The sequence below is a fragment of the Streptomyces sp. NPDC050546 genome (assembly GCF_044457425.1).
Taxonomy (GTDB): domain Bacteria; phylum Actinomycetota; class Actinomycetes; order Streptomycetales; family Streptomycetaceae; genus Streptomyces.
Window position 1 is genome coordinate 92,282 of record NZ_JBITGX010000013.1, and the last position, 21,653, is coordinate 113,934.

19 protein-coding genes and 1 tRNA gene are annotated in these 21,653 nt (G+C 69.6%); 1 reads left to right on the plus strand and 19 read right to left on the minus strand.

Annotation, left to right across the window (positions count from 1 at the left end; translation table 11 throughout):
* Positions 1 to 51 precede the first annotated feature (51 nt).
* The 18 genes from atpB to ACIBK5_RS29735 form a co-directional block, all read right to left on the minus strand.
* Complete coding sequence (gene atpB, locus ACIBK5_RS29650; protein ID WP_399024456.1) at positions 52 to 819, minus strand: F0F1 ATP synthase subunit A; 768 nt, start codon at positions 817 to 819, stop codon at positions 52 to 54.
* Between the two features lie 273 nt (positions 820 to 1,092).
* Entirely contained in the window at positions 1,093 to 1,530 is a 438-nt protein-coding gene (locus tag ACIBK5_RS29655; RefSeq protein ID WP_399024199.1) for a hypothetical protein, read from the minus strand.
* Between the two features lie 297 nt (positions 1,531 to 1,827).
* The gene (locus ACIBK5_RS29660) at positions 1,828 to 3,153 is read right to left on the minus strand and encodes an MraY family glycosyltransferase (protein ID WP_399024201.1); all 1,326 of its coding nucleotides are present in this window, start codon (positions 3,151 to 3,153) and stop codon (positions 1,828 to 1,830) included.
* Between the two features lie 129 nt (positions 3,154 to 3,282).
* Positions 3,283 to 4,521, minus strand: coding sequence for a serine hydroxymethyltransferase (glyA, locus tag ACIBK5_RS29665; protein ID WP_399024204.1), 1,239 nt, complete (start codon positions 4,519 to 4,521; stop codon positions 3,283 to 3,285).
* A gap of 71 nt (positions 4,522 to 4,592) precedes the next feature.
* On the minus strand, positions 4,593 to 5,273 hold the full coding sequence (locus ACIBK5_RS29670; protein WP_382497342.1) for a protein-tyrosine-phosphatase: 681 nt from the start codon (positions 5,271 to 5,273) through the stop codon (positions 4,593 to 4,595).
* Positions 5,270 to 5,917, minus strand: a complete 648-nt coding sequence (locus tag ACIBK5_RS29675; protein WP_193480933.1) for an L-threonylcarbamoyladenylate synthase — start codon at positions 5,915 to 5,917, stop codon at positions 5,270 to 5,272. The genes ACIBK5_RS29670 and ACIBK5_RS29675 overlap by 4 nt, the downstream gene beginning before the upstream one ends.
* A 70-nt stretch (positions 5,918 to 5,987) precedes the next feature.
* A complete protein-coding gene (prmC, locus tag ACIBK5_RS29680; protein WP_311127758.1) occupies positions 5,988 to 6,833 on the minus strand; it encodes a peptide chain release factor N(5)-glutamine methyltransferase in 846 nt (281 codons plus the stop codon).
* Positions 6,834 to 6,865: 32 nt separating this feature from the next.
* Positions 6,866 to 7,942 carry a peptide chain release factor 1 gene (prfA, locus tag ACIBK5_RS29685; protein WP_399024205.1) on the minus strand — a complete coding sequence of 359 codons (1,077 nt, stop codon included), beginning with the start codon at positions 7,940 to 7,942 and terminating at the stop codon, positions 6,866 to 6,868.
* 108 nt (positions 7,943 to 8,050) lie between these two features.
* Complete coding sequence (gene rpmE / locus ACIBK5_RS29690; RefSeq protein ID WP_003992975.1) at positions 8,051 to 8,272, minus strand: 50S ribosomal protein L31; 222 nt, start codon at positions 8,270 to 8,272, stop codon at positions 8,051 to 8,053.
* Positions 8,273 to 8,444: 172 nt separating this feature from the next.
* Complete coding sequence (locus tag ACIBK5_RS29695; RefSeq protein WP_399024207.1) at positions 8,445 to 9,581, minus strand: LCP family protein; 1,137 nt, start codon at positions 9,579 to 9,581, stop codon at positions 8,445 to 8,447.
* Positions 9,582 to 9,791: 210 nt separating this feature from the next.
* Positions 9,792 to 11,579: a trypsin-like serine protease gene (locus ACIBK5_RS29700; protein WP_399024458.1), complete on the minus strand. Its 1,788-nt coding sequence runs from the start codon at positions 11,577 to 11,579 to the stop codon at positions 9,792 to 9,794.
* Positions 11,580 to 11,708: 129 nt separating this feature from the next.
* Positions 11,709 to 13,727, minus strand: coding sequence for a transcription termination factor Rho (rho, locus tag ACIBK5_RS29705; RefSeq protein ID WP_399024208.1), 2,019 nt, complete (start codon positions 13,725 to 13,727; stop codon positions 11,709 to 11,711).
* A gap of 402 nt (positions 13,728 to 14,129) precedes the next feature.
* Positions 14,130 to 15,059 (minus strand): homoserine kinase, encoded by a 930-nt coding sequence (gene thrB, locus ACIBK5_RS29710; RefSeq protein ID WP_399024210.1) that lies wholly within the window; start codon positions 15,057 to 15,059, stop codon positions 14,130 to 14,132.
* Positions 15,060 to 15,399: 340 nt separating this feature from the next.
* Complete coding sequence (gene thrC, locus ACIBK5_RS29715) at positions 15,400 to 16,458, minus strand: threonine synthase (RefSeq protein WP_376393663.1); 1,059 nt, start codon at positions 16,456 to 16,458, stop codon at positions 15,400 to 15,402.
* Between the two features lie 6 nt (positions 16,459 to 16,464).
* A complete protein-coding gene (locus ACIBK5_RS29720) occupies positions 16,465 to 17,757 on the minus strand; it encodes a homoserine dehydrogenase (RefSeq protein ID WP_399024212.1) in 1,293 nt (430 codons plus the stop codon).
* A gap of 147 nt (positions 17,758 to 17,904) precedes the next feature.
* Positions 17,905 to 19,296, minus strand: a complete 1,392-nt coding sequence (lysA, locus tag ACIBK5_RS29725) for a diaminopimelate decarboxylase (protein WP_399024214.1) — start codon at positions 19,294 to 19,296, stop codon at positions 17,905 to 17,907.
* An 11-nt stretch (positions 19,297 to 19,307) separates the two neighbouring features.
* Entirely contained in the window at positions 19,308 to 20,357 is a 1,050-nt protein-coding gene (gene nrtL / locus ACIBK5_RS29730; RefSeq protein WP_399024216.1) for an ArgS-related anticodon-binding protein NrtL, read from the minus strand.
* A gap of 105 nt (positions 20,358 to 20,462) precedes the next feature.
* Positions 20,463 to 20,975, minus strand: coding sequence for a response regulator (locus tag ACIBK5_RS29735; RefSeq protein WP_399024218.1), 513 nt, complete (start codon positions 20,973 to 20,975; stop codon positions 20,463 to 20,465).
* Positions 20,976 to 21,091: 116 nt separating this feature from the next.
* On the opposite strand from ACIBK5_RS29735, the gene ACIBK5_RS29740 reads away from it, so the two are divergent.
* Positions 21,092 to 21,163: transfer RNA gene (locus tag ACIBK5_RS29740), tRNA-Arg, on the plus strand.
* 162 nt (positions 21,164 to 21,325) lie between these two features.
* Here ACIBK5_RS29740 and ACIBK5_RS29745 read toward each other — a convergent pair.
* The gene (locus ACIBK5_RS29745) at positions 21,326 to 21,607 is read right to left on the minus strand and encodes a hypothetical protein (protein ID WP_399024220.1); all 282 of its coding nucleotides are present in this window, start codon (positions 21,605 to 21,607) and stop codon (positions 21,326 to 21,328) included.
* Positions 21,608 to 21,653 lie beyond the last annotated feature (46 nt).

Sequence of the window (21,653 nt, forward strand, 5' to 3'; positions counted from 1 at the left end):
GACCGGCGGGGGTTGGCCACCGGACGTTCTTGGGACTTGCGGGGGCAGGGCTCAGTGGTGCTCGGCCAGAGCGCCCTGGATGTACGTGCAGGCGAGGAGTACGAAGACGTACGCCTGGACGGCCTGCACGAAAAGCTCGAAGCCGATCATGGCGACGGTCATGACGAACGAGACACCGGCCGCGGGGATCATCCAGCTGTTCAGCAGGTACCAGGAGGCCACGGTGAACATGACCAGCATCAGGTGGCCGGCGAACATGTTGGCGAACAGTCGCACGGCGTGCGTGAAGGGCCGGACGAGCAGGTTCGAGAAGAACTCGATGATCATGACGAGCGGCAGCACCGGGCCGAGCGACTTGTCGTAGCCGGTGATGTTCTTGAAGAACCCGACGAAGCCGTGCCGCTTGAAGGTCAGCGAGACCCAGGTCACGTAGACGATCGCGGCGAGGACCGCGGGGAAGGCGATGATCGACGACACCGGGAACTGCGCCAGCGGGATCACGGACCAGATGTTCATGATCCAGATGAAGAAGAACAGCGAGACCATCAGGGGGACGTACTTCTCGCCCTCCTTCTTTCCGAGGGTCTCGTAGACGATGCCGCGGCGGACGAAGTCGTAACCCGCCTCACCGACCATCTGCAGCTTGCCCGGCACCACCTTGGCCTTGCCGAAGGCCGCGTAGAAGAAGCCGATGACGAGGACGGTGGTGATGAGGGCAAGCAGCATCACCTTGTTGAACTCGAACCCTCCAACCGTGGCGATCGGCTTGAAGAGGAACGAGTGCAGGCCCGGTGCCGGAAAACCACACCCGTCGGACATGATCCGACAGCTCCAGTCAAAGGCGAGCTGGGTCTGGTCAGCACTCACCGCGGGCTCCTTCGGCGTGACGCATGGGTACGGCAACCTCGTTGTGTCGGCGCGGCGCGCAGCCGCGGATCGGCACTGGACTGGTGTTACGGATGTGAGGGCGGCTTTGGGGCATCGAGCCTCGCGTTCGAGCAGGCGTCAGCTCAGATGCCCGCGCCCGCGATGCCGCAGTTGGCACCGGACGATAGCAGGAGTTCTCAGTGCTCTTTATCGCGCCCCTACCCGTCACGACGTCGACCCGGTCTTCTCGGGCTTCTCACTCTTCTCGGAGTCCGGGTCGATGTAGAAGATCTTGGCCTTCATATGCGCACGGGCCTGCGCAGCCATCCACACGACGGTCGCGACGACGAGCCCTGCGGCGAACGTCTTCGCGTTGAAGAGAGAGGTGTCCTTGAAGAGGGCGACGAAGATCAGGAGCAGCAGGAGCTGAGCCATATAAAGCATCAGCCCCATGGCCTGGAACAACTGCGGGAGCGTTTTTGCCGTCCACTGGAGAACGAAGAGACCGATCCCCATGAAGAGGATGGCCACCACCACGCCGACAGCCGCTCCGATCGCTCCCTTGCCTCCGGCCACCACGCCACTGACGGCGACCGCGACCGCACCGGCAGCCGCTGTGGGCACAGCGCACTGCAAGAGGTTCCGGGCGTCATTGGACGGCATGGCGGCAACTCCGCTTTCGCAGGGGGCAGGGGTGTCGTCATGGACGAGCGTAGTCCCGGGCTGAGTGGAGTCCTCACGCCAATGGACCGTCGCACTGCGGTCCTTCGGCTCTATCCGGGGGTTCTCGTGAACCGTATCACAAACTATTTGATGCAGTCTTTACCTGGGGGTGTGCGAGCAGTCACACATGAGAGTGAAGCTGCGCGTCTGTGCAAGAACAGCGCCGACTTGTCTGGTATTGGGGCGCTTCGCTCCCCCATCACAACCCCACGACTTGGCAATGCTCTAGTCAGATTCTTACCTTGTCCCGGCCTTGCGCCGGTCCGCCAGACGCGAACGGGGGCCGATGGCGGTCGCCCCGTTGACACCGGAGACCCCAGAGACACCGGAGACACCGGGAACAGCCGCCGCGGCCGCCGGCGTCGAGGCCTCGGGCGCGAGGGCGGCGACGGAGACACGGCGCCGGTAGCGCGGCGGCACGAAGCGCTCCATCCAGCGCGGAGCGCGCGGCGTGAAGCGCGGCAGCAGAAGCAGCAGGAGCCCGATCGCGCTGAGGAACACGACGCCGAGCACGATCCACATGGACGCCGAGTTGACCGAGTAGGCGAGCGCCCCGAAGGCGATCAGCGCCGACCAGAAGTACATGATCAGCACCGCGCGGCTGTGCGAGTGGCCGATCTCAAGGAGACGGTGGTGCAGATGGCCGCGGTCGGCGGCGAACGGCGACTGACCCCGCCAGGTGCGCCGCACGATGGCCAGGATCAGGTCGGCGGCCGGGATCGCGATGATCGTCAACGGCATCAGCAGGGGGATGAAGACGGGAAGCATCGCGTGGGTCGTTTCCCGGTCACCGCCGAGGTTGACGTTGAGTGCCTCAACGTCCAACTGGCCGGTGACGGACACGGCGCTCGCCGCGAGGACCAAGCCGATCAGCATGGAGCCGGAGTCCCCCATGAAGATCCGGGCAGGGTGCATGTTGTGCGGCAGGAAACCTAGGCACATCCCCATGAGCACGGCGGAGAACAGGGTCGCGGGGGCCGCCGCCTCGGCGCCGTAGCCGTACCAGATCCGGTAGGTGTACAGGAAGAACGCCGCCGCGGCGATGCACACCATCCCTGCCGCCAGGCCGTCCAGGCCATCGACGAAGTTGACCGCGTTGATCGTGATGACCACGAGGGCCACGGTGAGCAGGTTGCCCTGCCAGGGAGTGACGGACACCGTTCCGACGCCGGGGACGGGCAACCACAGAATGGTCAGGCCTTGAAGGATCATGACGCCGGCCGCGATCATCTGGCCGCCGAGCTTGATCAAGGCTCCCAGCTCGAACTTGTCGTCCAGCACACCGATCAGCCAGATCAGCGCCGCCCCGGACAGCAGCGCCCGGGGTTCGTTCGACGTCTCGAAGACCTGGCTGAGGTTGGTCAGGTGGTCGGCGACCAGCAGACCCGCGCACAGGCCGAGGAACATCGCGATCCCGCCGAGCCGCGGAGTGGGTTCCCGGTGCACGTCACGTGCCCGGATCTCCGGCATCGCTCCGGCCACGATCGCGAATTTCCGTACCGGCCCTGTCAGCAGATACGTCACCGCGGCCGTGATGCAGAGCGTCAGCAGGTATTCACGCACGGGCTTCCCCACAGGTCTCGCTGGCCATCACAGCCCCACACCCTAGCGATGCGCGCATATGGGTGGGGACTTCCGGGTAGCGACGATGGTTGCACGAGTGGCTGTGCACCCTGGTCCGTCTACCCCCACTCAGCGCGGATACGGCGGAAATCCACCGGCCAGCTCCCGCACATCTTCACGTGCCCTCGCGGTCTCGGTCACGCCCCTGAGCACCCCCGCGAGCAGCTTGGCGATCCTCGCCATCTCGGCTTCTCCCATGCCCTGCGTGGTGACCGCGGCCGTGCCCAGCCTGAGGCCACGGGCGTCGCCGTGAGGAAGCGCACAGCAGTCCAGGACCAGGCCTGCCGCGGCGAGACGGCCGCGGGCGGTGCGTCCGTCGACGCCCAGGGGTGCCGGGTCGGCGGTGATGAGGTGGGTGTCGGTGCCACCGGTGGTGACGACCAGGCCCTCGGCGGCCAGCCGGGCCGCGAGAACCCTCGCATTGGCGACCACCTGATGGGCGTACGCGACGAACGCCGGTGTTGCCGCCTCCCCGAACGCGACCGCCTTGGCGGCGATGGTGTGCATCTGCGCGCCGCCCTGTGTGAAAGGAAACACCGACCGGTCGACCCGCTCGGCCAGCTCAGCGCGGCACAGGATCATGCCACCGCGCGGGCCGCGCAGCACCTTGTGGGTGGTCGCGCAGACGATGTCCGCGTACGGCACCGGGTTCGGCGCCGCTCTCCCGGCGACGAGCCCGATGGGGTGCGCGGCGTCCGCGACGAGGTAGGCGCCCACCTCGTCGGCGACCTCGCGGAAGAACGCGTAGTCGATGTGCCGGGGGTAGGCGATCGAGCCGCACACGATCGCCTTGGGCCGGCGCGTCCGGGCCAGGGTGCGCACCTGCTCGTGGTCGATGAACCCGGACTCGGCCTCCACGCCGTAGCCGGCGAAGTCGAACCAGCGGCCGGAGAAGTTGGCGGGCGAGCCGTGGGTGAGGTGGCCACCGTGGGGCAGGCCGAGGGCGAGGACGGTGTCGCCGGGGCGGAGCAGGGCGGCGTAGGCGGCCAGCACCGCCGAAGAGCCCGAGTGCGGCTGGACGTTGACGTGGTCGGCGCCGAACAGGGCCCTGGCCCGGTCCACGGCGAGGCGCTCGGCGACGTCGACGATCTCGCAGCCGCCGTGGTGCCGCGCCCCCGGGTAGCCCTCGGCGTACTTGTTGGCCAGCGGCGAGCCGAGGGCGGCCAGCACGGCCGGCGAGGTGAAGTTCTCGGCGGCGATCAGCTGGAGCGTCGTCGACTGCCGCTCCCGCTCCGCGAGCAGGACGTCGGCGAGCTCGGGGTCCTGGTGGCGCAGGACGTCGGCCTCGATGGCAGGGGTGACCGTCATGATGGGCTCCGGGCGGCGTCGACGGTGACGTACGTCCAATGTAGGCCCGGTGCCCCCGGGGCGCTCGGCTGCTACGCCTTTGCGGGGACACCCGTGAGGGCCGTGACCACCGGATCGAGTGCCTGGTGTATCTCGTCCCCGATGGACCGGAAGAACGTCAGGGGCGCCCCGTACGGGTCGTACACCTCGTCCGCCTCGGCGTTCGGCGCCAGGAGCCACCCGCGTAGAGCCGCCGCGGCACGCACCAGCGCACGCGCGCGGATGACCACGCCCTCCTCAAGGGGCGGCAGGGTCGCCGGGTCGATGGCCTTCACCAGACGGGTGAACTCCTTGAGCGTGAAGGTCCGCAGGCCCGCCGAGTGCCCCATCGAGATGACCTGGGCCCGGTGGTCCCGGGTGGCGGTGAGCACCAGGTCGGCGCGGATCACGTGCTCGTCGAGGAGTTCACGCCCGGTGAAGCCGGAGGCGTCCGCGCCGAAGTCGGCCAGGACGGTCTCCGCGTGGGACTCCATGGGCGCGCCCTCGTGGCCCCAGGTGCCCGCGCTCTCCACGATCAGCCCGCCGCCCAGGATCCCCAGCCGCTCCCGCACGGCATGGCGGGTCAGCCGCTCGGTGATGGGCGAGCGGCACACATTGCCGGTACTGACGTGGAGGATGCGGAAGCTGTCACGCGGAAGCCCCACGAACGTCGTCGTGATCTCCGCCGCGCTTTCCCCGTTGCCTATGCCACGCCCCGCTCCAGGGGCCGTCAATTCGCCACCTCGAGGTCGGGTACGACCTTTCGGAGCTCGTCCGCCGAGATGGCGCCCGCGCGCAGCAGCAGCGGCACCTCACGGGTCACGTCGACGATCGACGACGGCACGTTGCCGGGGGTCGGGCCGCCGTCGAGGTAGACGGAGACGGAGTCGCCGAGCATCTCCTGCGCGGCGTCGCAGTCCTCCGGCGCCGGGTGGCCGGTGAGGTTGGCGGACGACACGGCCATCGGGCCGACCTCGGTGAGCAGCTCGATGGCGACCGGGTGCAGCGGCATGCGCACGGCGACGGTGCCACGGGTGTCCCCGAGGTCCCACTGGAGGGACGGCTGGTGCTTGGCGACGAGGGTCAGCGCGCCCGGCCAGAAGGCGTCGACGAGCTCCCAGGCCAGCTCGGAGAAGTCCGTGACGAGCCCGTGCAGGGTGTTCGGGGAGCCGATGAGGACGGGGGTGGGCATGTTGCGGCCCCGGCCCTTCGCGTCCAGCAGGTCGGCGACGGCCTCCGAGGAGAACGCGTCGGCGCCGATGCCGTACACCGTGTCCGTCGGCAGCACCACGAGCTCGCCACGGCGGACGGCGGACGCTGCCTCACGCAGACCGGTCACGCGGTCGGTCGCGTCGTTGGTGTCGTATCGCCGTGCCATCTTTAGCTGGCCTCCTCGTACACGTGCTGCTGGGATGAAGACTGCGAAGACTGTGGGGTGATCGGGGTGCTCACGGAAGCGCCTTGCGGGCCGTGGCGAAACGCGGGCGCTTGTTGAGGTCCGGATGGTCGGCCGCGTCGGCCCAGCCCCGCTCCTCGGTGAAGATCCACGGCACCTGGCCGCCCTGGGTGTCGGCGTGCTCCACGACCACGACGCCGCCGGGGCGCAGCAGCCGGTGCGCGGTGCGTTCCAGGCCGCGGATCAGGTCGAGGCCGTCCTCGCCGGAGAAGAGGGCCAGGTCGGGGTCGTAGTCCCGCGCCTCCGGGGCGACGTACTCCCACTCGGTGAGCGGGATGTACGGCGGGTTGGTGATGACCAGGTCGACCTGGCCGTCCAGGTCCGGGAAGGCCGTCAGGGCGTCTCCCTGGCGCAGCTCGACCCTGGACCCCTCCACGTTCTTGCGGGTCCACCTGAGGGCGTCCTCGGACAGCTCCACGGCGTACACGCGCGAGCGCGGCACCTCCTGGGCGAGGGCGAGGGCGATGGCGCCGGAGCCGGTGCACAGGTCGACGATGCACGGCTCGACGACGTCCATGGCCCGTACGGCGTCTATGGCCCAGCCGACCACTGACTCGGTCTCGGGGCGCGGCACGAACACCCCGGGGCCGACCTGGAGTTCCAGGTACCGGAAGTAGGCCCGCCCGGTGATGTGCTGGAGCGGCTCGCGGGCCTCGCGGCGGGCGATGACCTCCCAGTAACGGGCGTCGAAGTCGGAGTCCTTGACGGAGTGCAGCTCGCCGCGCTTGACGCCGTGTACGAACGCGGCGAGTTCCTCCGCGTCGGTGCGCGGCGAGGGCACGCCGGCGTCGGCGAGCCGCTGGGTGGCCTGGGCCACCTCCGCGAGCAGCAGGTTCACGCAAGTCCTCCGGTACTCGTCTCCTACGTGTCTTACGCGGCCGCCAGTTTGGCCGCCGAGTCCGCGTCGACACAGGCCTGGATCACCGCTGCGAGGTCGCCGTCCAGGACCTGGTCCAGGTTGTACGCCTTGAAGCCGACGCGGTGGTCCGAGATGCGGTTCTCCGGGAAGTTGTACGTGCGGATCTTCTCGGAGCGGTCGACGGTGCGGACCTGGCTGCGGCGAGCGTCGGCGGCCTCCCTCTCCGCCTCCTCCTGCGCCGCGGCAAGCAGCCTCGAGCGCAGGATACGCAGTGCCTGCTCCTTGTTCTGCAGCTGGCTCTTCTCGTTCTGGCAGGAGGCGACGACTCCGGTGGGAATGTGCGTGATGCGCACGGCGGAGTCGGTGGTGTTGACGGACTGTCCGCCCGGCCCCGAGGAGCGGTAGACGTCGATCCGGAGGTCGTTGGGGTTGATCTCCACGTCGACCTCCTCGGCCTCCGGGGTGACCAGCACACCGGCGGCGGAGGTGTGGATCCGGCCCTGCGACTCCGTGGCCGGCACCCGCTGCACGCGGTGCACACCGCCCTCGTACTTCATCCGCGCCCAGACGCCCTGGCCGGGCTCGGTGGCGCCCTGACCGCCCTTGGTCTTCACGGCGACCTGGACGTCCTTGTAGCCGCCCAGCTCGGACTCGGTGGCGTCGATGATCTCGGTCTTCCAGCCGACCCGCTCGGCGTAGCGCAGGTACATGCGCAGCAGGTCGCCGGCGAACAGCGCCGACTCGTCGCCGCCCGCGCCGGCCTTGATCTCGAGGATGACGTCCTTGTCGTCACTGGGGTCGCGCGGGACGAGAAGAAGACGCAGCTTCTCCGTGAGCTCCTCGCGCCGCCGCTCCAGGTCCTTGACCTCGGCCGCGAAGTCGGGGTCGTCGGCCGCCAGTTCGCGCGCGGTCTCGACGTCGTCGCCCGTCTGCGTCCAGGAGCGGTATGTGGCGACGATCGGGGTGAGCTCGGCGTAACGCTTGTTCAGCTTGCGCGCGTTGGCCTGGTCGGAGTGCACCGACGGGTCGGCGAGCTTCTTCTCCAGGTCGGCGTGCTCGGCGACGAGTTCCTCGACTGCCTCGAACATCTTGTGGCTCCTGTGTACGGACGGGGGTGAAGGGCGGGCGACCAAAAACGCCGGTCCCGGAGCGCCCTCGGTGGGGGGCGCGTCCGTGGACCGGCGAAATGGGGCTCGCTACTTCTTGGAGCCGGCGGCCTTGCCGAAGCGGGCCTCGAAGCGGGCCACACGGCCACCGGTGTCGAGGATCTTCTGCTTGCCCGTGTAGAACGGGTGGCACTCGGAGCACACGTCGGCACGGATGGTGCCGGACTCGATGGTGCTGCGAGTCGTGAACGACGCGCCGCAGGTGCAGCTGACCTGCGTCTCGACGTACTCGGGGTGGATGTCGCGCTTCAAGGTGTCTCCTAGGTTTCGGGAGGGCGCCGGGTCGCTGCCGCGGGGTGCGGGAGCGTGAACCGGAGCCGACGTACCAGTCTGCCAGGACTGGGGCCATCCCCCAAAACCGGGGGTTGCCGTTGTTTGTTCCCCGCGGGCCGGTGGGGGCTTGTCGCGCAGTTCCCCGCGCCCCTTACGGGGCGCTTACTACACCCTTGGCTTCGCCCGAGGCGTTGCCCTTTGTGGCGCTCTTCGGGATCGGCTCGTCGTGCTCCAGGGCCTTCCAGATCTGGTCGGCCTTCTTCTCCTGGAGGAGGACTCGGTTGGGGTCGGCGGGGTCGTAGGCGACCGGCATCGTGACCATGTTCATGTTCGCCGGGGTGATGCCCTTGAGGCCGTTCGCGAAGGAGGCGAGCTTGTTGACCGAGCCGAGGTCGGAGTCGGCCGTCACCGTCTTGGTCGCGGTTTCGGCGAGGTCGTAGAGCTTCTTCGGGTTGGAGAAGACGCCGACGTCCTTGACCTGGTGGAGCAGGGCCTTGATGAAGGCCTGCTGGAGCTGGATGCGGCCCAGGTCGGAGCCGTCGCCCACACCGTGCCGGGTGCGGACCAGGCCGAGGGCCTGCTCACCGTCGAGTCTGTGGGTGCCGGCCTTCAGCTTCAGGTGGCTGTCGGGGTCGTCGATGGCCTTGCTCGTGGTCACCTCGACGCCGCCGAGGTCGTCGATGAGGGTCTGGAAGCCGGCGAAGTCGACCTCCAGGTAGTGGTCCATGCGCAGGTCGGTGATCGACTCGACGGTCTTCACGGCGCAGGCGGCCCCGCCCGTGGAGTACGCGGAGTTGAACATGACGCCGTTCGCCGCGGGGTACTGCTTGCCCTTGGTGTCCGTGCAGGAGGGCCGGTCGATGAGGGTGTCGCGCGGGATGGAGACCACGCTGGCCTTCTTGTGGCCCTTGTTGACGTGCACGATCATCGCCGTGTCGGAGCGGGCGCTGCCGTCGTCGGTGCCGCCGCCGAGCTTCTTGTTGCCGCCGGCGCGGGTGTCGGAGCCGAGGACGAGGATGTTCTGGGAGCCGTTGTCGGCCTTCTTGGGCCGGTCGGTTCCGAGGGCCTGGTCGATGTCGACGCTCTTGAGGTTGCCGTTGAGCTTGAAGTACACGTACCCCGCCCCGGTCCCGCCCAGGACGACGATGCCCGCCGCGGTCCAGGCCGTGACCATCAGGCCCTTGTGACGCTTGCGGGGCTTGCGGCGTCGGCCCTTGGCGCGGTGGCGCGATCCGGTGGTGCCGGTCTCGCCCGGTATACCCGGACCCGGCGTGCTCTCGGCAGACATGTGCTCCTCGGCTCGTCTTCGGTCGATTACCCCCTGCGGTCGGTGCCAGGCGTGCTCGGTCGGGGGACTGCTCCCTGGCACCATCGTCGCTCCGCCTGGTCAGACGGGGAAACTCGGGAAAGGGTTGCACAACGGACTGTGCCCACCGCGTGCGGCGGTGGGCACAGTGCGTGTTCGTCACAGCGGGGTGTATCCCGCTCACCTGCGGTTTCAGCCGAAGATGTCGTACTGCTTGAAATCGGTACCTACGGACTTTCTTGTGGCAAAGATCTCGCTGGTCGCCTTTCCGGTCCCCGGGTAGAGGTAGAGCGTGCCGCCGGGGGTGCGGGCCAGGAAGTCGGCCTTGCCGTCGCCGGTCATGTCGCCGGTCGCGTCGAAGGCGTTGTAGCCGCCCCAGGAGCGCACCTTGACCCGGGCCGAGAAGGCGCCTGAGCCGGACTTGCCGGTGCCCTTGTAGAGGTAGATGTGGCTGCCCGACTTGCTGCGGGCGATCAGGTCGGTCTTGCCGTCGCCGGTGAAGTCGCCCTTGCCGCGTACGGAGTTGTACTGGTTCCAGCCGGAGCCGACCTTGACGCGGGACGAGAAGGTGCCGTTGCCCTTGCCGGGGTAGATCCACATGACGCCCGCAGAGTCGACCGAGAGCAGGTCGGGCAGGTAGTCGCCGGTGACGTCCCCGGGGGTGATGACGCGGGTGCGGGTCTTCCAGTTGTCGGCGATCTGCTTGGTGGACCAGGCGTTGTCGGCGAGCACGAAGTGGGTCCAGAAGAGGTCGCCGTCACTGCTGCGCCGGTAGACCAGGTCCTGGTAGCCGTCGCGGTCGAGGTCGGTCTGCAGGACGACGTTGAAGCCGTTCCAGTTGCCCCAGGACTGGCGGGCGGCGAACGACGTGCCCTTGGAGTCCTTGGAGTAGCCGGTCTTGGTGGAGGCGTTGCGCACCCACAGGTCGGCCTTGTGGTCACCGCTGAAGTTGGTGTCGTCGACGCGCGGATAGGCGGCGCCGACGTAGGAGCTGACCTTCGCGAAGACGCTGTAGGCGCCCTTCTTGACGCAGTCGGTCACGCCCCAGGACACGACACCGACGATCCGGTTGTTGACGACCAGCGGGCCGCCGGAGTCGCCGTTGCAGGCGGAGGTGGTGCCCGAGTCGCTGCCGGTGGCGGGCTTGCCCGCGCAGACCATGTGGCCCTTGACGAAGTCCCTGCCGTAGGCGCCGGCGCAGGTGGCGTCGGACTGGACGGGCAGCGTGGCCGTCTTCAGCCTCTCGGAGACGTCGTCGCTGGTGGAGCTGGTGCGGCCCCAGCCGTAGACCTTGGCGCTGGTGCCGGCCTTGTACGAGGCGGTGTCACCGGACGTCGTCATCCGGATCGGCTTGGCCTTGACCGGCTCGGGCAGGGTGAGCACCGCGATGTCGTTGTCGATGGTCGACGCGTTGTACGACGGGTGGTTCCACTGCCGCCAGACGCCGGTGGCGGTGCCGCCGTGCAGGTCGGTGCCGTTTGCCGAGGGCAGCTGGGCGGTGCCGGTGACGACCGCGCCGTTGGCGTTCCAGTCGTAGCCCTTGACGCAGTGCGCGGCGGTGAGGATCTTCGTCGGCGAGACGACGGCGCCGCCGCAGAAGAAGCCGACGTCGTCGCTCGTGCTCGAGGTGCCCCGGTCGTCGAAGTAGTGGAGCTGCGCCATCCACGGGGCCGTGGTGATGGTGGTCTGGCCGCCGCCGATGATCTTCGGGTCGATGCGGCCCTCGTCGGTGCTCGCGCTCAGCGACGCCTTGCTCGCCTTGCCCGCGATGTCGTCGCCGGCCAGGGCGCCCGCGACGCGCTTCTCCAGCTCGGCGGACGACGGCGAGCCGGTGGCGGGCTTGACCGTCGGCTGCGGCAGCGGGGTGGCCGCGCCGGCGGACGTCGTCAGCAGCGCGGCGGCCACGGCAGCCGCGACACCGGCCGCTGCCACGGGCAGTGCGATGCGTATCCGGCGTCTGTGGCGCCCGCCCCCAGGCATGGATGTACCCACGTATGTCCCCCCTCGGGATCACATGTTCGAAGAGCGTGATCTTACCTGCACACGAACACCACAAAGGGCCGCCCCCGTCCCTTTCCGGACGGGGGCGGCCCTTTGGCCAGAAGGTGCCTAGTCGCCGTTCCCCGGCATCGGCGTCGTCTTCTGGATCTGCATCAGGAACTCGGCGTTCGACTTCGTCTGCTTCATCTTGTCGAGAAGCAGCTCGATCGCCTGCTGCTGGTCGAGCGCGTGCAGCACGCGGCGCAGCTTCCAGGTGATGGCAAGCTCGTCGCTGCCGAGCAGGATCTCTTCCTTACGGGTGCCGGACGCGTCGACGTCCACCGCGGGGAAGATGCGCTTGTCGGCGAGCTTCCGGTCGAGCTTGAGCTCCGCGTTGCCGGTGCCCTTGAACTCCTCGAAGATCACCTCGTCCATGCGGGACCCGGTGTCGACGAGCGCGGTGGCCAGGATGGTGAGCGAGCCGCCGTCCTCGATGTTCCGCGCGGCACCGAAGAAGCGCTTCGGCGGGTACAGCGCGGTCGAGTCGACACCACCGGACAGGATGCGGCCGGAGGCGGGCGCGGCCAGGTTGTAGGCACGGCCCAGACGCGTGATCGAGTCGAGCAGGACGACCACGTCGTGACCCAGCTCCACCAGACGCTTGGCACGCTCGATGGCGAGCTCGGCGACCGTGGTGTGGTCCTCGGCCGGGCGGTCGAAGGTCGAGGAGATGACCTCGCCCTTGACCGACCGCTGCATGTCGGTGACCTCTTCCGGACGCTCGTCGACCAGGACGACCATCAGGTGGCACTCGGGGTTGTTGTGCGTGATCGCGTTGGCGATCGCCTGCATGATCATGGTCTTGCCGGTCTTCGGCGGGGCCACGATCAGACCGCGCTGGCCCTTACCGATCGGCGACACGAGGTCGATGATGCGAGTGGTCAGCACGCCCGGGTCGGTCTCCAGGCGGAGCCGGTCCTGCGGGTACAGCGGCGTCAGCTTGTTGAACTCCGGCCGCCCGCGCCCGGATTCGGGAGCCATGCCGTTGACGGAGTCCAGGCGGACCAGCGCGTTGAACTTCTCGCGGCGCTCGCCCTCCTTCGGCTGACGGACGGCGCCGGTGATGTGGTCACCCTTGCGCAGGCCGTTCTTACGGACCTGGGCGAGGGAGACGTACACGTCGTTCGGGCCGGGCAGGTAGCCGGACGTGCGGATGAAGGCGTAGTTGTCGAGGATGTCCAGGATGCCCGCGACGGGGATCAGGACGTCGTCCTCGGTGATCTGCGGCTCCTGCACGTCGTCGCGGCCGCGACGGCCACGACGGTCACGGTAGCGCCCACGACGGCCACGGCGGCCGCCCTCGAAGTCGTCGTCATCCTGCTGCTGGCCACGGTCCTGACGACCGCCACCGCCGCCCTGCTGCTGACCCTGCTGCTGGCCGCGCTGGCCGCCCTGCTGGTCGTCGCCCTTGTTGCCCCGGCCGCCGCGGTCACGGTCACGGCCGCGGTCACGGCGGTCGCGGCGGCGGCCCTCGCCGCCGTCACCGGAGTCCGACTTGGCGTCGTTCTGGGACTGCTGCTGCGACTGCTGGGCCGGGGCCTCGGCCTTGGCCTCGTTCTTCGCCTCGGCGGCGACCGTCTCAGGAGCGGAAGCCGGGGATCCGGCGTCGGCGGTGGCCCGGCGACGCCGGCGCTCGGAGGGCTCGTCGTTGTTGGCGGGCTGACCGGGAATCTCGATCTGCTGCTGCGCCACGGCCTTGTCGGCCTTCTCGGCGGGGGCCTCGGAGGCCTGCTTCGCGTCCGCCTTCTTCTCCGCCTTCTCGGCGTTGTCCCCCGTACGGGTCCGGGAGGTGGCGCGGCGCTTCGGCTTGGTCTCGGCGGGGGCTTCGGCCTTGGCGGCCGGAGCGGCGCCGCCGGACGCCTGCGCCTCCTTGATGACCTCGATCAGCTGGCTCTTGCGCATACGCGCCGTGCCCTTGATGCCGAGGCCGGATGCGACCTGCTGCAGCTCGGCCAGCACCATGCCCTCGAGGCCGGTACCGCGGCGCCGCCGGGAGCCGGCACCGGTGGCAGGCGCGGAGGCGTCCGTGGCGGGCGCGGCAGCGGTCTCCTCGACACGTGCGCCCATCAGATCGGTGGTGTCGCTCACGAAGGGTCCTTCCCTGGAGCGGACGTCGGCCTGTCTGGCTCGGCGACCGGTTGTGCTGTCCGGCTTCGGTCCGTGTGGTGTGAACCGTGCCGGGGCGGTGGTCCGCCTAAGCGGCGGAGGAATCTGGTGATGGCGCTTCCTTGAGCCGTGGCACCCAGTGTCAGTGTCACGCGGCGTGGTCGCACCGGTTCCGGAGCGTGCCCTGCGCCCCGCTCAGTGTCCGCGTACGGCGTACGGTCCGACGTACAGAACACAGTGCGGTTTGGGGGGCTCCCGGAAGAATGTCTGTCCCGGACGGGGACACGAGGCACCTCGCCATGGTGGGGTCGGGTGCAGACTTGAGGTTAACACTACCGGATCCAACAAACATTCCCCCTCTCCAAATCCGGCAACCGAGTGCTTTTAAAGGTCGCCGGGGGCCGCCAGCGGAAGAACGCTCGCGCCCTGTGCGTCGAGGCTCAGTCGGTTCGCGGCCCAGTCCGCGCCCGCCAGGGCCTCGACCTTGTCGGCGGTGCCCGCGTCGGTCAGCGCCATGACCGTCGGCCCGGCGCCGGAGATGACCGCGGGGACGCCCTCGGCCCTCAGCCGCTCCACCAGCGCCGCGCTCTCGGGCATGGCGGGTGCGCGGTACTCCTGGTGCAGCCGGTCCTCGGTGGCGGGCAGCAGCAGCTCCGGGCGCCGGGTCATGGCCTCGACGAGCAGGGCCGCCCGGCCGGCGTTGGTGGCGGCGTCGACGTGCGGGACGGAGCGCGGGAGCAGGCCGCGCGCCGTCTCCGTCAGAACGGGCTTTCCGGGCACGAAAACCACCGGAACGATGGAATCGGCGGGCTCCATCCTGATCGCGCGGGCCGCGCCGCCCTCCATCCAGGAGAGCGTGAAGCCACCCAGCAGGCACGCCGCGACGTTGTCGGGGTGGCCCTCGATCTCGGTGGCGAGCTCGAGCAGCGCGGTGTCGTCGAGCTTGGCGTCGGCGCCTATGGTCACGGCGCGGGCGGCGACGATCCCGGCGCAGATGGCGGCCGAGGAGGAGCCCAGGCCCCGGCCGTGCGGAATGCGGTTGGCGCAGACGATCTCCAGACCCCGCGGCTGTCCCCCGAGCAGGTCGAAGGCCGTGCGCAGGGAGCGGACGAGGAGGTGCTTCTCGTCGCGCGGGAGCGTCTCGCTGCCCTCACCCGCGATGTCGATGTGCAGCCCGGAGTCGGCCACCCGGACGACGACGTCGTCGTACAAGCCCAGCGCGAGGCCGAGGGCGTCGAAGCCCGGGCCGAGGTTGGCGCTGGTGGCGGGGACGCGCACCCGGACGGCGGCGGCGCGGAACGCTGGACCGGCCATCGCTCGATGACTCTCCTTGAGCTGCGTGATTGTCGAATGACGTTCGATGGACATTCGATGCGTACGAGAACCCTGGGGGCCGCTGCCGACCGGGGTGGCCGGCCGCTGTCCCGGCCGCGGAGACGGCGCGGCACCGCGCTCTATGCGGAGGCATATGCGGCGGGCGGGTTCAGTACAGCCTATCGAAAGAAGGTTCTGTCGCGACATAGGGCGCACAGGAGGCGCACGATGCGTGTCGTATGAGCCCTGTGCACCCCCTGCCGGAAACTTCCCCGGGCAAGCGCCGTCTTACGCCGGACCGTGCCGAGCGCTCCACCGGCGCTCGGCACGTCCGCGCACGTCAGACGAGTCCGAGGCGCTCCGCCGCGGCCGCCGAGTCGACGGGGACGGTGACCGGCTGCGGGGCGCCGGCGACGGCCCAGTCGGGGTCCTTCAGACCGTTGCCGGTGACGGTGCACACGATCCGCTGCCCCGGGTCGACCTTGCCCTGCTCGGCGGCCTTCAGCAGACCGGCGACGGACGCGGCGGACGCGGGCTCGACGAAGACGCCCTCCTGGGAGGCCAACAGCCGGTAGGCGCGCAGGATCTCACGGTCCGTCACCTCGTCGATGAAGCCGCCGGACTCGTCCCGCGCGGCGATCGCGTGGTTCCACGACGCCGGGTTGCCGATGCGGATGGCGGTGGCGACGGTCGAGGGGTCCTTGACGATCTCGCCGCGCACGATCGGGGCGCTGCCGGAGGCCTGGAAGCCCCACATCCGGGGGGTCCGGGCTGAGACGCCGTCGGCGGCGTACTCCTTGTAGCCCTTCCAATAGGCCGTGATGTTGCCCGCGTTGCCCACCGGCAGGACGTGGATGTCGGGCGCGTCGCCGAGCATGTCCACGATCTCGAAGGCGGCCGTCTTCTGGCCCTCGATACGTACCGGGTTGACCGAATTGACCAGCGCGACGGGGTAGTTGTCGCTCAGGGCGCGCGCGAGGGTGAGGCAGTCGTCGAAGTTGCCGTCGACCTGGAGGATCTTCGCGCCGTGCACGAGGGCCTGGCCCATCTTGCCGAGCGCGATCTTGCCCGTCGGGACGAGCACGGCGCAGACCATCCCGGCCCGCACGGCGTACGCGGCGGCGGAGGCCGACGTATTGCCGGTGGAGGCGCAGATGACGGCCTTGGCCCCCTCCTCCTTGGCCCGGGTGATGGCCATGGTCATGCCGCGGTCCTTGAAGGACCCGGTGGGGTTCGCGCCCTCCACCTTGAGGTGGACCTCGCAGCCCGTGCGCTCGGAGAGCACCTGCGCGGGCACGAGCGGCGTGCCGCCCTCGCGGAGCGTCACGACCGGCGTGGTGTCGGATACCGGCAGCCGGTCCCGGTACTCCTCGATGATTCCGCGCCACTGGTGGGTCATTGCTGGTTACTCTCCTTCAACCCGCATGATGCTGGCGACACCACGCACGGTGTCGAGCTTGCGCAACGCCTCGACGGTCCCGGTGAGGGCGGCGTCGGACGCACGGTGCGTGACGACGACGAGGGAGGCCTCGCCGTCCTTCCCCGACTGGCGAACCGTATCGATCGAGACTCCGTGCTCGGCGAACACGGTCGCGACCTGGGCGAGAACACCCGGTTTGTCGGCCACGTCGAGGCTGATGTGGTAGCGCGTGACCACGTCGCCCATCGGCGACACCGGCAGGGCGGCATAGGCGGACTCGCCCGGTCCGGTCGCGCCGCTGAGGCGGTTGCGGCAGACGGCGACGAGATCGCCGAGCACGGCGGAGGCGGTCGGGGAACCGCCCGCTCCGGGCCCGTAGAACATGAGCTGCCCGGCGGCGTCGGACTCGACGAACACGGCGTTGTAGGCGCCGCGGACGGAGGCGAGCGGGTGGCTCAGCGGGATCATGGCGGGGTGCACGCGCGCGGTGACGGACGCACCGTCGGCGGCCCGCTCGCAGATGGCGAGCAGCTTGATGGTGCAGCCCATCTCCCGCGCGGAGGCGAAGTCGGCCGCGGTGACCTCGGTCATGCCCTCGCGGTAGACGTCGTCGAGACGCACGCGCGTGTGGAAGGCGATACCGGCGAGGATGGCGGCCTTGGCGGCGGCGTCGAAGCCCTCGACGTCGGCGGTCGGGTCGGCCTCCGCGTATCCCAGGGCGGTGGCCTCGTCGAGGGCCTCCTGGTAGCCGGCCCCGGTCGAGTCCATCTTGTCGAGGATGAAGTTGGTCGTGCCGTTGACGATGCCCATCACTCGGTTGATCTTGTCGCCGGCGAGGGACTCGCGCAGCGGCCTGATCAGCGGGATGGCGCCGGCGACGGCGGCCTCGTAGTAGAGGTCCTTGTCGTGCTGCTCGGCGGCGGCGTGCAGGGCGGCGCCGTCCTGGGCGAGCAGCGCCTTGTTGGCGGAGACGACGGAGGCGCCGTGCTCGAAGGCGGTGGTGATGAGGGTCCTGGCGGGCTCGATCCCGCCGATCACCTCCACCACGACGTCAATGTCGCCGCGCTTGACGAGGGCGGTGGCGTCGGTGGTGACGAGGTCCTGGTCGATGCCCTCCCTGACCCGGTCCGGCCGCCGTACGGCCACGCCCGCGAGCTCCACGGGGGCGCCGATCCGGGCTGCGAGGTCGTCGGCGTGCGTCGTCATGATGCGCGCCACCTCTGAGCCGACCACTCCACAGCCCAGCAGCGCCACCTTCAGCGGACGCGTACGCATCATCCGACCTCGTTTCCTCATACCGTCTACGGTTGCACCAGTCTCACTCACCGGACGGGACTTTCTGCCCTTCGTCCGGATCGTGAGATATCTATTTCATTTGTACGGGGGTGGAAGACAGGAGATCTTCCACCCCACGCCTGGCGTGGCTCAGCCCACGTCGAGACGCAGCAGGTCCTCCTCCGTCTCGCGGCGGACGATCACCCGGGCCTCGCCGTCGTGCACGGTGACGACCGGCGGCCGCAGCACGTGGTTGTAGTTGCTGGCCATGGACCGGCAGTAGGCGCCCGTCGCCGGTACGGCGATGAGGTCACCCGGTGCCAGGTCGGCCGGCAGGAACGCGTCCTTGACCACGATGTCCCCGCTCTCGCAGTGCTTGCCGACGACACGGGCGAGCATCGGCTCGGCGTCGGAGGTGCGGGAGACCAGCGCGACGCTGTATTCGGCGTCGTACAGCGCGGTGCGGATGTTGTCCGACATGCCGCCGTCGACGGAGACGTAGGTCCGCAGCCCGTCGAGGCGCTTGATGGTGCCGACCTCGTAGAGCGTGAAGGCGGTCGGGCCGACGATGGCGCGCCCGGGCTCGACGGAGATGCGCGGCGTGCGGAGGCGGGCGGCCTCGCACTCCCGTGTGACGATCTCGGTGAGCGCCTTGGCGATCTCGTGCGGCTCGCGCGGGTCGTCGTCGCTGGTGTACGCGATACCGAGCCCGCCGCCGAGGTCGATCTCCGGCAGCTCGACGCCGTGCTCGTCGCGGACGTCCTTGAGCAGCGAGACGACCCGGTGGGCGGCGACCTCGAACCCGGACATGTCGAAGATCTGCGAGCCGATGTGGCTGTGGATGCCGACGAGTTCGAGCCCGTCGAGCTGCAGGGCACGGCGTACGGCCTCGGCGGCCTGCCCGCCGGCCAGCGGAATCCCGAACTTCTGGTCCTCGTGGGCGGTGGCGATGAACTCGTGCGTGTGGGCTTCCACACCGACGGTGATCCGGATCAGGACCTTCTGCCGCTTCCCGAGGCTCTGCGCGATGTGGGCGACCCGGGCGATCTCCTGGAAGGAGTCGAGCACGATGTGGCCCACGCCGGCCTCGACGGCCCTGGTGATCTCGTCGACGGACTTGTTGTTGCCGTGGAAGGCGATGCGGTCGGCGGGCATGCCGGCGGAGAGGGCGGTGGCCAGCTCGCCGCCGGAGCAGACGTCGACGTTCAGCCCTTCCTCGTGCAGCCAGCGCACGACGGCACGGGAGAGGAACGCCTTGCCGGCGTAGAAGACGTCGGCGTCGGTCCCGAACGCGGTGCGCCAGGCACGCGCGCGTGCCCGGAAGTCGGCCTCGTCGAGGACGTAGGCGGGGGTACCGAACTCCTCGGCGAGCTGGGTGACGGCGATGCCGCCGACGGTGACGACACCGTCCTCGTCCCGCCCGACGGTCTCGGCCCACACCTTGGGGTCCAGGGCGTTGAGGTCGGCGGGCGGGGCGGAGTAGTGGCCCTCGGGGTAGACATCGGCGTGACGGGGCCCGGCGGGGTGCGCGGAACGGCTCATGTTCGTGTCTTTCAGAGGTGATCGGGTGCGTCGATGCCGAGCAGGGACAGGCCGCCGGCCAGCACCGTCCCGGCGGCTTCGGCGAGCGCGAGCCGGGCACGGTGGGCGGCCGAGGGTTTCTCCTCGCCGAGGGGCAGCACGGCGGGGAGCAGCGGCAGCGTGGCGTCGGCGACGGTGACGAGGTGCCGGGCCAGGCGGTCGGGGGTGCGGTCGGTGGCGGCGGCGGTGAGGACACGGGGGTGGTCGCCGAGTACGGCGATCAGCGGTGCCGTGTCGCTCGTGTGCGCGGGACCGGGCTCGGGCCGGAAGCCGAGGTCGTCGGCGTTGCGCAGCAGGGCCCGGGTGCGGGCATGGGCGTACCGGACGCGGAAGAGGGGGTTGGTCTCCCGCTGGACCAGGTGATCGCCGGTGATCCTGGGACGGTCGTGCGCGGCGGGGTACAGCAGGGCCCAGCGGGCGGCGTCCCGGCCGAGCGGGAGGGGGTCGGCGGGGGCGGGGACGGGGCGGACGAAGACGGGGCTGTCGATGCGAAGCCGGGCCCCCCGGGTGGTGACGTCCGCGCCGAGGACGGAACGCCACTCCGGGTCGGGCCGGCCGTCGCACTCGATGCGGACGGAGTCACCCTGGCTGCGCAGCAACCGGGCGAGGGTGTCCGCGACGACAACGGCACGGACCTCCGCCCGGCACAGGATCCGCACGACGTCCCCGCTGAATCCCGAGGCGTGGCCGTACCGTCGCCCGCGCCCCAGGATCTCGTCGACAAGGGCGGCGGGGGCGGTGCTCGCCATGCTGAAGTTGAGGAATCCGGGCCCGGTGACGACGACGTCGCTGATGCGGTCCTCGTCCTGGAGCCGCGCCCGCAGGATCTCGGCCACGCGCTGTGCCGGTTGTCCCGCCGCACCGGCCAGCTGGAGGGCGACGTTGGTGGCGTAGTCGCCGCACCCTCCGGGCCCCGGCGGCGTGACCACGGCCCGCTCCGGCACGGTCACGCTGAGCTCACCCTCGTCGACAGCGCGACGCACGGCGTGCAGCACGGTGCGGGAGAGCTCGACGGGGGTCACGGGCACAAGCGTATGGGAGGAGGGGGGTGGGTATGCGAGCCGGTTTGGGGAGGGTCCGGGATGTGGACGCGGCTTCCCTCAGGAGGCCGAGCGGCTCTTCCTCACCTACGGTACGGCCGGCTGATCGACGGTCTGTGCCTGGGCACCGTCGCCCCCGATGTCGGGACCACCACCGCCCCGCCTCTCCCGACGCCGCGAGCGCTCCATCAACTGCCGCACCATTCCGACCAGTTCGGCGGGCTCGAAGGGTTTGGCGAGGAAGGCGTCGACTCCGACCTCGAGCCCGGCCTCGACCTCGTGCTGGGTACAGGCGCTGATGATGGCGAGGGGCAGGTCACGGGTCAGCGGATCGTTCCGCAGCCGAGCGGCGGCCCTGATCCCGTCCAGCCGGGGCATGACGACGTCGAGGGTCACGACATCGGGCCGCACCTGATGAATGACATCGAGACACTCGGCACCATCGGCCGCGGTCACGACCTCCAGCCCCTCCAGCTCGAGGTTGACCCTGATCAACTGCCGGATGACCTTGTTGTCGTCGACAACAAGCACCCGACCCGACGCGCCTGGCACAACTCGAGAGTAGGTCGGCCCCTGCCACCGCGTCCGGGTTTTCCCCACTTCCACCCCGCACGGGCGACCCACACACCCGCCCCCGGCAGCGGAAACCCGTTGATGACCACCCCGAGGGAGCTGGTAGTGTTCTACCCGTCGCCGCGAGCAATCGCGCCGGACACGCCCCCGTAGCTCAGGGGATAGAGCAACGGCCTCCGGAGCCGTGTGCGCAGGTTCGAATCCTGCCGGGGGCACCTTGGATTAGGTGCCCAAAGACCCCGCCATCAGCGCTTTCGCTGAGACGGGGTCTTCGTGTGTGTGCAGGTGGGTGCGGCCCGGAGCGGCTGTATGTCAGGGGCCGTGGACTATTCGTGGACTGGCGGCCGACGACAACGCCCAGGTCAGCGGGCATTTCCTCACGTCATGGTCCGAGCTTCCACGAGCGACCGCTGCACGTCACCCACCAGGCCCCGGAGACGCCCGGGCTGCACGCCCTCATGTTCCATCCACGCGTCGAGGCGAGGACGCAGGTGCCGCGCCATGCCCAGCCCGTGGCGACGCAGCACCGAGCGATTGATCGAGATTTCTGCCTGCACCTCTCTTCGGAGATCATCGGTCCAGCCCTGCGCCCGGTCGTCCTCTCCCAGAGGAGCCTTGAGAGTGGCCACCGCTTCATCGAGCACAGCGAGCAGGTCCATGGGCCCTCCGAACTCCACAACGCAGACGCACAGCAACAGGGAACAG